Raw genomic sequence first — 13,163 nt, 5'->3', positions numbered from 1 at the left:
CGCCCCCGCGCCCTCGAACGCCCGCCCTGGAACACCCGAACCCGCCAGATGCCCACGCTCGCGCTTCCCGACATGGAGATGCACTATCAGCGCATCGGCGCCGGCGAGGATGTCGTGCTGGTGCACGGGCTCGGGGCCAACCTCGCCTTCTGGTATCTCGGCGGCGGCCGGCACCTCGCCGACCACCGGCAGGTACTGCTCTACGACCTGCGCGGCCATGGCCGTTCCTCCACCCCGGCGAGCGGCTACCGCCTGCCACGGCTGGTCGAGGACCTCGACGCGCTGCTCTCCCATCTCGGCCTCGACCATGTGCACCTCGTCGGGCACAGCTTCGGCGGGCGCGTCGCGCTCGCCTATGCCGGGCTGCACCCCGAGAAGGTGCGCAGCCTCGTCGTCGCCGACACGCAGATCGCCGCCTTCCAGCCGGCGGTGCGGCTGCGCGACTGGCCGCACTGGGCGCGCTGGCGTTCCGAGCTGATGCAGCACGGGCTGACCGATCCGCCGGCCGACGACACCCTCATCGACTTCCGCCTGCTCGCCGAGCTCGGGCGCTACGGCAACGAGGTCGCCACCACCGGGCGGCCGGCGCCGCGGCGCATCGCGCTGCGCTCGCGCGACATGGGCAATCGGGGGCGCGAGAACTGGTCGACCATGCTCGCCACCACCACGGCGCCGCAGGACTTCGAGGACGAGACGCCACTGGCCGAGAGCTTCTTCGCGCGCATCACCGCGCCGACGCTGCTGCTGTTCGGCGGCTTCTCGCATTGCCTGCCGACCGCGCACGCGCTGCTGCGCTGCCTGCCCGATGCGCGGCTCGTCGAGATCCCGAATGTCGGGCATTTCTTCCCCGCCGTGGCGCCGCTGCGCTTCGCCCATGCGGTGGACCGCTTCCTCGGCGCCGTCGAGACCGGCGGCGGGATGCCGGACGTGCCGCCCTTCGCCGCCCGGCGCGGCCGCCTGTTCCGGAGGCTGTGACGATGCAGCCGGGGCATGTGAGCGTCGTCACCGGGGGCAGCAGCGGCATCGGCCGCGCCATCGCCGAGGAACTCGCCCGGCGCGGCGGCTCGGTGCTGGTCATCGGCCGCGATGCCGCCCGGCTCGCGGACACCGTCGCGGCGCTGGAGGCGCTCGGCCCCGGCCGGCACCGCGCGCTGAGCCTCGATCTCGGCGAGCCGGAGGCGCTGCCGGTTCTGGAGGCCGCCATCGCCGAATACGGCCGGGTGGATTTGCTGATGGCCTGCGCCGCCCTCGCCGAGGGTCCGGCCGGCGGCAGCAGGCTGCCCATGCCGACGCGCGACCTGCCGCTCTCGACCTTCCAGCGGGTGATCGACGTCAACCTCAACGGCGTGTTCCTCGCGGTCAAGGCCGTGCTGCCTTTCATGATCGCGGCGGGCGACGGCGACATCGCCGCCATCAGCTCCTCGACGACCCCGCACGGGCTTGGCGGGCGGGCGCTGGCGCCGGCCTATTGCGCCTCGAAATTCGCCGTCGCCGCGCTGTTCCGCACACTGACCGAGGAAATGGTCGAGCACGGCATCCGCGTGCACACGCTGCTGCCGGGCACGGTCGACACGCCGATGATCGCCGACACCGCCATGCATCTCGCCTATGGCGGCAGCATCAAGCCGGAGCATTTCGCGAAATCGGCGCTGGCGATCATCGACCTCAACCGCTCGGCGGTGTTCGCCGAAAACTATATCCTCCCGGTGCCGGCGCGCGGCGGCACGCCGCCGGCACCGTGACGGGATCTGGAGAGCCTCGCATGACTGACGCGTTCAACGGCAAGACGGTGATCGTCACCGGCGCCTCCGGCGGCATCGGCGGCGCCTGCGTGCGCCAGCTTCTCGCAGGGGGCGCCAATGTCGTGCTGGTCGACCGCTCGGCCGAGAAGATGGCGCCGCTCGCCGAGCCCGGCGGGGAACGCGCGCTGGCGCTGGTCGCCGATGTCGCCAGCGAGGCCGACATGGCCGGCATGGCCGAGAAAACCATCGCGCGCTTTGGGGCCATCGACGCGCTGGTCGCTGCCGCCGGCATCCTGCGCACCAGCGCCCAGCCGCGCACCGTGGCCGACACCGACATGGACGAGTGGCGCACCATCCTCGCGGTGAACCTCACCGGCATCTTCCTCAGCAACCGCGCGGTGCTGCCGCAGATGCTGAAGCAGGGGCGCGGCGACATATTGAACGTGTCCTCGACCTCCGGCCGGCAGGGGCGCCCCTTCGACGCCGCCTATTCCGCGTCGAAGTTCGGCGTGGTCGGCTTTTCCGAATCGCTGGCCGAGGAGGTCGGGCGCTCCGGCGTCAGGGTGCAGACGCTGCTGCCCGACGCCGTCGACACACCGATCTGGGAGCAGAACGGCTCGGCCGGCTTCAAGCCGCCGCAGATGCTCACCCCCGAGCGCGTCGCCGAGGCGATCCTCTACATGATCAGCCTGCCGCGCGACACGTACCTCCTCAACCCGACCATCTACCCGACCCGCCAGCGCGCGCGCCGCAAGCCGGCCGCGCCCGCCGGCGAGACCAAGGCGCTCGCCTGAAGGGGATATGCGTGAACGCTCCGCTGACCGCCGCCGTCCCCTCCCAGCCCTATGATCCGGCGCCGGCGCCGGGCCTGTCGCGCGCGGATTTCGCCTGCATCGGAAAGGGCGGCCTCGGCGATGGGCACAACAACTACGCCCACTCCATGGCGTGGTTCAAAGGCAAGCTCTATCTCGGCACCACCCGCTCGAACCTGTGCAGCCTGCGCCTGCAGTCGGCCTTCGAGGACATCCCGTTCGACTGCTGGCCGGTCGAATGCCCCGAGACGATGGACGAGCTCTACAAGATCGACCGCCGCGCGCAGATCTGGTGCTACGACCCAGCGACGCGCGAATGGGAGATGGTCTATCGCGCGCCGCTGGTCGAGAGCGTCACCGGCAACGGGCAGATGGTGACCCGCGAGATGGGCTATCGCTCGATGGACATCTTCCAGGGCGAGGACGATCCTGAGCCGGCTCTCTACATTTCCGCCTGGGCGCCGAGCCGGGCGCCGGGCGGGCTGATCCTGCGCACCCGCGACGGGCGCAATTTCGAGCAGATCAGCCGCTACGGCATCCTCGAGGACACGCCGATCTCGACGACGCGCTGCCTCACCACCTTCAAGGGCCGGATGTTTTTCGCGCCGACCGCGCGGCGCGGCACCGACGGCTCGCAGCAGAACACCACCGGCCTTCCCGTGGTGTTCGAGACCCGCGACCCGAATTCCGGCGTCTGGATGCCGGTGAGCGAGTTCGGCTTCGGGGATACCGGCAATCTCGGCATCTTTACGCTCTGCGCCGAAGGCGACCGGCTCTATGCCGGCACCTTCCATCTCGACGGCTTCCAGGTCTGGGCCAGCGACTGCGAGGGCCCGCCGCCCTATCGCTGGAAGAAGCTTCTCGACCGCGGCGGCCATCGCGGCCCGCAGAACCAGGCGGTCGCCTCGATGGTCGGCTTCAAGGGCGCGGTCTATGTCGGCTCCGGCATCCAGGGGGGCGGCTTCGACCGGGTGAACAATGTCGGGCCGGCCAGCGCCGAGCTCATCCGCATCAATGCCGACGATAGCTGGGACCTCATCGTCGGCGATCCGCGCAGCACGCCGGACGGCCGGCGCGAGCCGCTCAGCGTTCTGCGCGCCGGTTTCGGCAATCTGTTCAACGGCTATTTCTGGACGCTCGGCGTCCATGACGGCTGGATCTATCTCGGCACCTACGACTGGACCATCATGCTGCGCTGGACGCGGCGCAACAGCCTGCCGCCGCGCGCCAAGCGCCTGTTCGAGCTGATGAGCCCCGAGAACCTCATCGAGTTCGACGGCGGCGGCGACCTCTGGCGCTCGCATGACGGCGAAAACTGGATACCGGTGTGCCGGCGCGGGCTCGGCAACCCCTACAATTTCGGCATCCGCAACCTGGTCTCGACCGAGCTCGGGCTGTTCGTCGGCATGGCCAACGTGTTCGGCCCGCGCGTCGCGGTGCGCCGCGGCGATCGCTGGGCCTATAGCGACAATCCCAATGGCGGGCTGGAGGTCTGGCTCGGCAGCAAGGCCGGGGCCTGATGGGCGGCCTCGCGCTCCTTCTCCTCCTCGCCGTCCTCATCGTCCTGTGGGTGCGCCGGCGGCGCCGGCTGGGCAAAGCGCGCCCGCTCTTCGGCCCGTGGCGGCGGCTGGTGCCGGTCACGCTCGACATCGGCGGCGTGCCGCGCACCGCGCTCATGGGGCAGCGGCCGGCGGGATCGGGCCCGATGCCGGCACTGCTGTGCTTCCATGGCGGACTCGGCGATCCGGCCGGCTTCGCCGACCGCAGCGGCCTCGCCGCGACGGCGCTGAAACACGGCTTCCTGCCGGTCTTCCCGGCCGCGCCCGAGGGGTGGCGCGACGGCCGTCCGGGACGCACGGACGCCACGCGGGACATCGCCTTCGTCGCTGCGCTGATCGACCGCCTGGCGGGCGACGGCCTCATCGATCGCCGGCAGGTCTACGCCATCGGCCTGTCGAATGGCGGCATGTTCGTGCAGCGGCTCGCCGCCGAGCGGCCGGACCTCCTCGCCGGCGCGGCCGCCGTGCTGGCCTCGATCCCGCTGGCAATCCTCGATGCGGTAGCCGCCGGGCCGCCGCTGCCCTTCGTGCTGGTCTGCGACCATGACGACCGCATCATGCCCTGGCACGGCGGCGAGGTCGCGCGCGGGGGCGGCATGGGGATCGGCGGGCGGGTGGCGGCGGTGGACGACGCGCTCGCCGTCTGGGTCGAGCGCAACCGCGCGGAGCCCGTCGGCGAGCCGCGCCGCATTCCCGGCCCTTCCGGCTGGCACGCCGACATCCACGACTATGCGCCGCAAGCGTTTTCGAGCGAAGTGGGCACCGGTTCGCGTGAAGAAAACGCGACAAAACAAGAAGCTGGAGCCGGCGGCGCGCCGCTGCGCTTCGTGGCGATGACCGGACCCGGCCATCGCTGGCCGCGCTGGCCCGCCGGGCGCGGCGCGCAGGCCTTCGATGCGGGCGAGGCGGCGCTCGAGGTGTTCGCCGGCAGCAGCCGGGCCGGCACGGACACGGCACGCGCAGAGCGGGCAAGCGGTACGGCGCCCTTCTAGGCCCCGGAAACGCTCATGGCCGGGACGCGCCCGGCCATGATGGACATTCAGCGGATGCCGCCCGATCAGATCACCCGCACCGTGGTGCCGATGTTCACCCGGTCGTAGAGGTCCATGACGTCCTCGTTGCGCATGCGGATGCAGCCCGAGGAGACCGCCTGGCCGATGGTTTGCGGCTCGTTGGAGCCGTGGATGCGGTAGAGCGTGTCGCCGAGATACATGGCGCGGGCGCCGAGCGGGTTGTCCGGGCCGCCGGGCATGTAGCGCGGCAGGTCCGGGCGGCGGGCCAGCATCTCCTGCGGCGGGCGCCAGTCCGGCCATTCGCGCTTGCGGGTGATCTTCTCGGTGCCGGACCAGGCGAAGCCCTCGCGGCCGACGCCGACGCCGTAGCGCATCGCCTTGCCGTTGTCCTGCACGAGATAGAGGAAGCGCTGCCCGGTATCAATGACGATAGTGCCCGGCGCATCGTTGGTCGCGTAGTCGACCACCTGCCGCTCCAGATGCGGATTGGTCTTGGGCGGCGACAGGGCGGCGGTGCGCACGCCCGGCTGCGCGGCCGGATCGGAGCGGGGCACGTTGACGTAGCCGCGTCCATCGCCGCTCATGCCGGGCGGATAGGCGTAGCCGGCGCCGGGCTGCCAGGCGGCCCGGCCCTGCTGCTGCCAGGGGCGCTGATGCGCGGCGCGCGGCATGCCGTCGTAGGCGGTGCCGCCGCCCCGCGGCTCGCGGCCGGTGACGAGGAATTCGATGAAGCCGCCGCCGAGATTCTGCGGCGCCACCGCGACCGGCGCGCCATAGCCATAGGGGGCCGCGAAATCCGGCGCGCCCTGGGCGCAGGCCGGTGCCGCGCCGAGCGCGGCCGCCAGAACGGCGGAAACGAACACGATACGCATGCGCAACTCCCGATACACACCGCACACGGCATCGGGCGCCGAAAAATGGCGCCCGTCCTTCATGCCGCCGGTTGTGTCCAGTTGCGCATGCTCCGCTAACGGAGCGGTAAACAAATCCGCCGGGCCCGCGCCTTCCACGGGGCGTGGTTAATTTGGCGTATAGATCGGAGCATGCCGGAACGCGCCCGGGAAAGTCGCCACGCCCCGGGACGATTCCGGTCAGGCCTCAGGAGGCGCAGCGCACATAGACCATGGTGCCGTAGCGGCTGGCGACTTCCTTGTCGAGCCAGCGCAGAACCATGATCTGGCCGTCGAAGCGCACCACCTCGCGGTCGGTGTCGGCGCCCGGCGGCTCGTCCGGCAGGCCGATATAGGTCGGGCCCGGCGGGATCTGCTTGGAGACCACCTCGGAGGGCTGCGACTGGTCGGCGAGGTACATCATGAAGCCGCCGGCGGTGCCGCGGTTGATGACGTAGGGCTGGCGGCAGCCCTGACGCGCCTGCTGCTCCGTCCGCGCGGCGTCCTCCTGCCGGTGATAGGCCGCGAGGCCCCAGCGGCCCACCACCTGATCAGCCGTGATCGGCGAGGAGAACTGAGGGCCCGACGGCGCCGCCGACTGGGGAGCCTGCCCGGTCGAGGCGCAGGCGGCGAGCAGGGCGGCGGATGCGCCGACGAGGCTGACGCGCACAAGGGACGGGAGAAGGTTCATGGGGGACTCCGGAGGCGGACACTCGACAGACATTAAATTAATGTGACCGGAAATTTGTGCGGTCGGCAAGGCGACGGTAACCCGATGGAGCTTTACGCCCCGTTCTTACGCGAACATAGTCCGGCCTCGCCCGCGCGTCGATTGATTGGCCCCGATGAGCGGAGAATTTCCTGACGGCGGCTATTGGGGCCGGAGAATTCACCGTGACCGACATATGCCTGCGCCCCGCGACCGACGCCGATGGCGACGGTGTGGCGGCGCTGATCGCCGGCTGCTTCGCCGAATATGAGGGGTGCCTGTTCGACCGCGCCGCCGAATTTCCCGAGCTCGACGCCATCGCCAGCCATTTCGCCGCACGCGGCGGCACCATCTGGGTCGCCGACCGGGAGGGAAGCGTCGTGGGCTCGCTCGCCGTGGCGCCGACCGAGGAGCCGGGAACGGTCGAGCTGTTCAAGATGTACCTCACCCGCGAGGTGCGCGGGCGCGGCCTCGCCGCCGGCCTGCTCGGCCACGCGGTCGGCTTCGCCCGCGCGCGCGGCGCCGGCACGGTCCGCCTGTGGACCGACACACGCTTCACCGACGCGCACCGCTTCTACGAGCGGCACGGCTTCGTGCGTGCCGGCGAGCCCCGCCCGCTCAACGACATCTCCGCCTCCTGGGAATATCCCTACCGGCGCCGGCTGGCCGAGACGGAGTAGACCCCCATGCTGCTCAACCGGCTCGGCCCCGCCACCACGGCGGTGATCGGCATCGGCTCGCTGTCGCTGATGGACGGCATCATCAAGCACGCCGCCGCCGGCTACGCGACCTCGCAGGCGGTGATGATGCGCTACATGGTCGGCGCCTTCGTCGCCTTCCTGGTGTTCCGCCTCACCCGCACCGCCTGGCCCGCGCTCCGCATCGTGCGCCCGCATGCCTGGCGCGCGGTGCTCGTGGTGTCGACCGCCGTCACCTTCTTCTACGCGCTGGTGACGCTGCCGCTCGCCGTCACTCTGGCGCTCTCCTTCACCTCGCCGATCTTCATCGCCATCGCCGCCACCGTGCTGCTGGGCGAGCGGCCCGGCGGCAACGTCGTGATCGCGCTGGTGCTGGGCTTCGCCGGCGTGCTGGTGGTGCTTTGGGACGAGCTCGCGCGCACGACCGGCGAGGGCACGCTCGGCATCCTCGCCGCGCTCGCCTCGGCGGTGACCTATGCGCTGTCCATGGTGACGCTGAAGACCCGCGCCGGCCGCGACCCGATACCGACCATCGTGCTGCTGCAGAACGGTTTCGCCGGCCTGTTCGTCGCGCCCTTCGGCATCGCGCAATGGTCGAGCCCGAGCCCGACGGAGACCGCGCTGTTCGCGGTGATCGGCATTCTCGGCGCGGGCGGCCATCTGTGCATGGCGTCGGCCTATGGGCGGGCCGATGCGAGCCGGCTCGGTGTGCTCGAATACACCGCCTTCGTCTGGGCGGTGGCGATCGGCTTCTTCGCCTTCGGGGAGATACCCTCGCTTGGCACGGTGGCCGGCGCGGCGCTGATCGTCACCGGCGCGTGGCTTGCCTCGCGCACGCCGCCGCAGGTCGCCCCGCACGAGCCCGACGCCGAGATCGGGCCGTGAGGGCGTGAGGCCGCGCTTGGCTCATCCCAGCGGCGAGCGGGGCGGCGGTTCCTCGAACCGCACATTGGCGAAGCGCGGGGCGATGGAGTGGTCGAACACCGCGCGGTTCTTGTAATAGGCGCCCGGCAGCATGCGCACCTGCTTGCCGAGGAAGGCCGAGAGGATGGCGATGTGCAGGCGGTCCGTGCGGATCGCGGCATAGGGCGCCAGATAGGCGGCAAGGCTCTCCGTCACCGCCTGGCAGAAGCGCGCGTCGTGCCAGAGATCGCCGTTCCAGCTCAGCGAGATGTCGAGATTGTCGGGACCCGGCTTCACGAGGCCGGTCGATTCGCCGTCCTCGCGCAGCACGTCGCAGGCGCCCTGGCCGGGCTGCCGGAAGGCGCCGAAATGCTCGTCCTCGAGATAGAAGGTCATGTCCTGCGAGAGGTGCACGCGCGCCGGATCGGCGCCGGCGTCGAGGAGGCCGCGATAGGAGACCGGCTCGCGGCAGAACAACCGTATCCGCGGCCATTCATGGGCGATCTCGTCGGCATAGCCGGAGATGGTCTGGGGCAGCAGCGTGCAGAGATTGTCGCGGGCGTTGCGGTGGAACACGTCCCGCACATGATGGTAGCGCCCCTCGATGAGGTTGCCGCCGCCGCCGATGAGCAGGAGCTTGCCGGACAGCACGTCGTTCTCGCGATGGACGACCGGCCGGATGCCGAGGCGCGCGAACAGCACATGCGTCGCATAGGCGATGAAGCCGTCGCCGGCGTTCCCCGGATTGGGGATGTAATGTACCTCCTTACCACGCAGGCTGCGGAGATAGTCGATCAGAGGATCGGTGGATGGCGTTCCTGCCGCGCGGCGATCCGCGTGCGGACCTACTATCTTTTTGATTATGTTAAACAATCCAACGTCACCCAGCATGGCGTCGGCGACGTTGGTATCATGAATCGGCTTTGCTTTGTCAGATTATGATCCGGGTTTTCCCGCCCCGCGCCATGGATTGTGACGGAGTGTTGACAGCGACTTATACTCAGTTCTAGCATAAGTGCTGTACCGGGCCTTGAACCCGGTTTCTTCATACCCTAATTATGCTCAGAAAGAGCATAAGGGAGGATGGAATGCTCGACGCCACCTTTTCGCCGCGCGCGCCGCGTGAGGACCTTGCCGCCACCTCCTACGCGCCGGCCCCGCGCCCTGCGCCTGCGGCGATGCCGCTGCCGCATCTCTATGCGCGGGTCGCCAAGCACGTGTTGCCGGCCGAATGGCCGCTGATCGCGCGCGACGTCGAGGCGATCGAGCGGCTGAAGCGCGAGCGCAATGCCGTCATCCTCGGGCACAATTACCAGGCGCCGGAGATCTTCAACACGGTGGCCGACATTGTCGGCGACTCACTCGCGCTCGCCCGCGAGGCGGTGAATGTCGACGCCGACGTGATCGTCATGGCCGGCGTGCACTTCATGGCCGAGACGGCCAAGCTCCTGAACCCGGCCAAGACCGTGCTGATCCCGGACGCCAAGGCCGGCTGCTCGCTCGCCACCTCCATCACCGCCGCCGACATCCGCCTGCTGCGCCAGCATTATCCCGGCGTACCGGTGGTCACCTATGTGAACACCTCGGCCGAGGTGAAGGCCGAGAGCGACTATTGCTGCACCTCCGGCAACGCCGTGAAGGTGGTGCGCCATGTCGCGCGCGAATGGGGCGTGAACCGCATCCTCATGCTGCCGGACGAATATCTCGCACGGAACGTCCAGAAGGAGGTTCCCGAGATCGAGCTGATCGCCTGGAAGGGCCATTGCGAGGTGCATGAGCGCTTCACCCCGCAGGATATCCGCGACCTGCGCGAGAACCATCCCGGCGTCGTCGTGCTGGCGCATCCCGAATGCCCGCCGGAGGTGGTGGCGGCGGCCGACTATGCCGGCTCGACCGCCGGCATGGCGGACTATGTGCGCGACGAGAAGCCGGCCCGCGTGGTGCTGATCACCGAGTGCTCGATGGCCGACAACGTCGCCGTGCAGCACCCGGATGTCGAGTTCGTGCGGCCGTGCAATCTCTGCCCGCATATGCGCCGCATCACACTGCCGAACATCCGCCGCGCGCTGGAGACCATGACCACGCAGGTCGAGATCGACCCGGTGGTGGCCGACCGGGCGCGCGCCGCGGTCGAACGCATGCTCGCCATACGCTGAGGACTGCGGCGATGAAAAATCCTCGCGGTCATAGCGCCGATGCCGTGGTGGTAATCGGCGGCGGCGTGGCGGGGCTCGCCACGGCGCTGCGCCTCGCGCCTCAGCCGGTGACGCTTGTCGTCACCGCGCCGCTCGGCATCGAGGCGGCGACCGCCTGGGCGCAGGGCGGCATCGCCGCCGCGATGGGCGAGGACGATACCCCGGCGCTGCATGCCGAAGACACGCTGAAGGCCGGCGCCGGACTGAGCGAGCCGGCCGCGACCGCCCGCATCACCGCCGGCGGCCCGGCCGCCATCGACTGGCTGGCGCGCATCGGTGCCCCGTTCGACCGCGACGCGAGCGGCAGTATCGCGCTCGGGCTGGAGGCCGCGCATTGCCGCCGGCGCATCGTCCATGCCGGCGGCGATTCCACCGGCCGCGCGGTGCTGGAGACGCTGGCGAAGGCCGCGCGCGCCTGCCCCTCGATCCATATCCTCGAAGGCGTGCGCGCCACCGGCCTGCTGCGCGACGCGCACGGCGCGGTCGCCGGCATCGCCGCCCGGCGCGGCGGGGAGACCCGCCACGACGAGACGCTGCAGCTTGCCTCCCGCGCGGTGGTGCTGGCGACCGGCGGGCTCGGCGCGCTCTATGCCTCGACCACCAATCCGCTCGGCGCCGTCGGCTCCGGCCTCGCGCTCGCGGCGAAGGCGGGTGCGGTGCTGCGCGACATGGAGTTCGTGCAGTTCCACCCGACCGCCATCGCGGTTAAGGGCGCCGAGCCCGCCGGCACGGCCGGTCCCGCGCCGATGCCGCTCGCCACCGAGGCGCTGCGCGGTGAGGGCGCCATGCTGCTGAACGATCGCGGCGAGCGCTTCATGGATCAGGTGCCGGGCCGCGAGCTGGCGCCGCGCGACGTGGTGGCTCGCGCGATCTTCGCGCAGATCGCGGCGGGCCGGCAGGTGGTGCTGGACGCGCGCGGCATCGCCGGGCTGGAGGCGCGCTTTCCCGGCGTCGCCGCGCTCTGCCGTGCCCACGGCCTCGATCCGGTCCGCGACCCGATCCCGGTGCGGCCGGCGGCGCATTACCACATGGGCGGACTCAAGGTGGATGCCACGGGCCGCACCAGCCTGGACGGGCTGTGGGCCTGCGGCGAGGTCGCCTCGACGGGGCTGCACGGCGCCAACCGGCTCGCCAGCAATTCGCTGCTCGAAGCCCTCGTCATGGCCGAGGCCATCGCCGCCGACATCGGCGGGTGGGCCCATGCGCCAGCCGGGCCGCTGTCGGGCGCGCCGATGCCAGCCCCCTCGCCCGCCCGCGCCGAGATCCGCGCGCTGATGGACCGCAAGGTCGGCGTGGTGCGCGATGCCGCCGGCCTTACGGAGGCGGTACGCCGGCTCGACGAGCTGGCCCGCGACGGCACCGACGACATGGCGCTCGTCGCGCTGATGATCGCGGCCGCCGCGCTACGCCGGGAGGAGAGCCGGGGCGGACATTTCCGCGCCGACCATCCGCTGCCCGTCGCGCCGGCCCTGCACAGCGAGACGACGATGGAGGACACATCGGCCTTCGCCGCATCGCTGCGCGACAAGGCGGGCGCGCGGCAGGTGGCTTAGCACGCCGTCATCCTGAGGTGCCCGGCGCCAGCCGGGCCTCGAAGGATGCTCTCCCGACCCACCATCCTTCGAGGCTCCCCCGGATCTGATCCGGGGTCGCACCTCAGGATGACGCTGCTTTCATATGGATGAGCTGAAATGACCCTCTCCCCTCTGCCCCGCCTGCTGGTCGAGCCGCTGGTCCGCGCCGCGCTCGCCGAGGATCTCGGCCGCGCCGGCGACATCACCACCGATGCCGTGGTGCCGGCCGACGCGCGCTTTCGCGCGGTGATCGCCAGCCGGCAGGACGGCGTCGCGGCGGGAACCGACGTGGCGGCCCTGGCCTTCCATCTCGTCGACCCTGCCCTTTCCGTCGCGGTGGAACGCGGCGACGGCGCGCGGCTCGCGCCCGGCGACGTGGTGCTGCGCCTCGAAGGCCCGGCCCGCGCCATCCTCACCGCCGAGCGGGTGGCGCTGAACTTCGCCAGCCGCCTCTCCGGCATCGCCACGGCAACCGCCTCCCTTGTCGAGATCGCGAAAGCGCATGGCCATGCCTCGGTAGTCTGCACCCGCAAGACGACGCCGGGGCTGCGCGCGCTGGAGAAGCACGCGGTGAAGGCCGGCGGCGGCTCGAACCACCGCTTCGGCCTCGACGACGCGGTGCTGATCAAGGACAACCACATCGCGGTGGCCGGCGGCGTCGCCACCGCCATCCGCCGCGCCAAGGCGCATGCCGGCCATCTGGTGAAGATCGAGGTGGAGGTCGACACGCTCGCCCAGCTCGACGAGGCGATGGGCGAGGGCGTCGACGCCGTGCTGCTCGACAACATGACGCCGGAAACCCTGCGCCGGGCGGTGGAGACCGTCGGCGGACGGGCGCTCACCGAGGCCTCCGGGCGCATCTCGCGCGAGACCATCGGCGCGGTGGCGGCGAGCGGGGTCGACCTCATCTCGGTCGGCTGGATCACACACTCGGCGCCGATCCTCGATCTCGGGCTCGACGCTATCGAGACGCTCTGAGCCGGACCGTCAGCCGCATGGACGCGCCGCCGAAATCGGTGGACGCTCCCCATGCAGGCGATAGTTTCACTACCGATGTGACGCAGCGAG

At 70.7% G+C, this 13,163-nt stretch carries 13 protein-coding genes; 10 read left to right on the top strand and 3 right to left on the bottom strand.

Annotated elements, in window-relative coordinates; translation table 11 throughout:
• The first annotated feature begins 48 nt into the window (after window positions 1–48).
• The 5 genes from U742_RS22405 to U742_RS22400 are packed head-to-tail and all read left to right on the top strand — an operon-like array spanning window position 49 to window position 5,105.
• Window positions 49–975, top strand: coding sequence for an alpha/beta fold hydrolase (locus U742_RS22405; RefSeq protein WP_051660807.1), 927 nt, complete (start codon window positions 49–51; stop codon window positions 973–975).
• A 2-nt stretch (window positions 976–977) separates the two neighbouring features.
• Window positions 978–1,742, top strand: coding sequence for an SDR family NAD(P)-dependent oxidoreductase (locus U742_RS0103060; RefSeq protein WP_051660806.1), 765 nt, complete (start codon window positions 978–980; stop codon window positions 1,740–1,742).
• Window positions 1,743–1,762: 20 nt separating this feature from the next.
• On the top strand, window positions 1,763–2,536 hold the full coding sequence (locus tag U742_RS21880; RefSeq protein WP_051660805.1) for an SDR family oxidoreductase: 774 nt from the start codon (window positions 1,763–1,765) through the stop codon (window positions 2,534–2,536).
• An 11-nt stretch (window positions 2,537–2,547) separates the two neighbouring features.
• Window positions 2,548–4,074, top strand: a complete 1,527-nt coding sequence (locus U742_RS0103050) for a hypothetical protein (RefSeq protein WP_197028156.1) — start codon at window positions 2,548–2,550, stop codon at window positions 4,072–4,074.
• Window positions 4,074–5,105 carry a CE1 family esterase gene (locus U742_RS22400; RefSeq protein ID WP_051660804.1) on the top strand — a complete coding sequence of 344 codons (1,032 nt, stop codon included), beginning with the start codon at window positions 4,074–4,076 and terminating at the stop codon, window positions 5,103–5,105. Before U742_RS0103050 ends, U742_RS22400 begins: the two co-directional genes overlap by 1 nt.
• Before the next feature lie 65 nt (window positions 5,106–5,170).
• Here the strand turns inward: U742_RS22400 and U742_RS0103040 are convergent, their stop codons facing one another.
• Together U742_RS0103040 and U742_RS0103035 are read right to left on the bottom strand one after the other, a co-directional pair.
• Window positions 5,171–5,998, bottom strand: coding sequence for a L,D-transpeptidase (locus U742_RS0103040; protein ID WP_029349916.1), 828 nt, complete (start codon window positions 5,996–5,998; stop codon window positions 5,171–5,173).
• A 226-nt stretch (window positions 5,999–6,224) separates the two neighbouring features.
• Entirely contained in the window at window positions 6,225–6,707 is a 483-nt protein-coding gene (locus U742_RS0103035; RefSeq protein WP_029349915.1) for a hypothetical protein, read from the bottom strand.
• Between the two features lie 203 nt (window positions 6,708–6,910).
• On the opposite strand from U742_RS0103035, the gene U742_RS0103030 reads away from it, so the two are divergent.
• Together U742_RS0103030 and U742_RS0103025 are read left to right on the top strand one after the other, a co-directional pair.
• Window positions 6,911–7,405, top strand: coding sequence for a GNAT family N-acetyltransferase (locus tag U742_RS0103030; protein WP_029349913.1), 495 nt, complete (start codon window positions 6,911–6,913; stop codon window positions 7,403–7,405).
• 6 nt (window positions 7,406–7,411) lie between these two features.
• On the top strand, window positions 7,412–8,308 hold the full coding sequence (locus U742_RS0103025; RefSeq protein WP_029349912.1) for a DMT family transporter: 897 nt from the start codon (window positions 7,412–7,414) through the stop codon (window positions 8,306–8,308).
• 21 nt (window positions 8,309–8,329) lie between these two features.
• Here U742_RS0103025 and U742_RS0103020 read toward each other — a convergent pair whose 3' ends face one another.
• On the bottom strand, window positions 8,330–9,199 hold the full coding sequence (locus U742_RS0103020; RefSeq protein WP_156034115.1) for a polysaccharide pyruvyl transferase family protein: 870 nt from the start codon (window positions 9,197–9,199) through the stop codon (window positions 8,330–8,332).
• A gap of 305 nt (window positions 9,200–9,504) precedes the next feature.
• Between U742_RS0103020 and nadA the strand changes: the two genes are divergently transcribed.
• From nadA to nadC, 3 genes are all read left to right on the top strand, one after another.
• Window positions 9,505–10,482, top strand: a complete 978-nt coding sequence (gene nadA, locus U742_RS0103010; protein ID WP_051660903.1) for a quinolinate synthase NadA — start codon at window positions 9,505–9,507, stop codon at window positions 10,480–10,482.
• Between the two features lie 11 nt (window positions 10,483–10,493).
• Entirely contained in the window at window positions 10,494–12,074 is a 1,581-nt protein-coding gene (locus U742_RS0103005) for an L-aspartate oxidase (RefSeq protein ID WP_029349904.1), read from the top strand.
• 138 nt (window positions 12,075–12,212) lie between these two features.
• Complete coding sequence (gene nadC / locus U742_RS0103000) at window positions 12,213–13,073, top strand: carboxylating nicotinate-nucleotide diphosphorylase (protein ID WP_029349903.1); 861 nt, start codon at window positions 12,213–12,215, stop codon at window positions 13,071–13,073.
• Window positions 13,074–13,163 lie beyond the last annotated feature (90 nt).

Source organism: Allobosea sp. 117, assembly GCF_000702305.1.
Lineage (GTDB): Bacteria > Pseudomonadota > Alphaproteobacteria > Rhizobiales > Xanthobacteraceae > Ancylobacter.
The sequence above is the reverse complement of the archived record's forward strand: the minus strand, read 5'-3'. Positions and strand labels throughout refer to the sequence as shown.

Bases quoted from the DNA above. Each gene is read 5' to 3' on its own strand.
- U742_RS22405 (WP_051660807.1), top strand. From the start codon at position 49: ATGCCCACGCTCGCGCTTCCCGACATGGAGATGCACTATCAGCGCATC.
- U742_RS0103060 (WP_051660806.1), top strand. From the start codon at position 978: ATGCAGCCGGGGCATGTGAGCGTCGTCACCGGGGGCAGCAGCGGCATC.
- U742_RS21880 (WP_051660805.1), top strand. From the start codon at position 1,763: ATGACTGACGCGTTCAACGGCAAGACGGTGATCGTCACCGGCGCCTCC.
- U742_RS22400 (WP_051660804.1), top strand. From the start codon at position 4,074: ATGGGCGGCCTCGCGCTCCTTCTCCTCCTCGCCGTCCTCATCGTCCTG.
- U742_RS0103040 (WP_029349916.1), bottom strand. From the start codon at position 5,998: ATGCGTATCGTGTTCGTTTCCGCCGTTCTGGCGGCCGCGCTCGGCGCG.
- U742_RS0103035 (WP_029349915.1), bottom strand. From the start codon at position 6,707: ATGAACCTTCTCCCGTCCCTTGTGCGCGTCAGCCTCGTCGGCGCATCC.
- U742_RS0103025 (WP_029349912.1), top strand. From the start codon at position 7,412: ATGCTGCTCAACCGGCTCGGCCCCGCCACCACGGCGGTGATCGGCATC.
- nadA (WP_051660903.1), top strand. From the start codon at position 9,505: ATGCCGCTGCCGCATCTCTATGCGCGGGTCGCCAAGCACGTGTTGCCG.
- U742_RS0103005 (WP_029349904.1), top strand. From the start codon at position 10,494: ATGAAAAATCCTCGCGGTCATAGCGCCGATGCCGTGGTGGTAATCGGC.
- nadC (WP_029349903.1), top strand. From the start codon at position 12,213: ATGACCCTCTCCCCTCTGCCCCGCCTGCTGGTCGAGCCGCTGGTCCGC.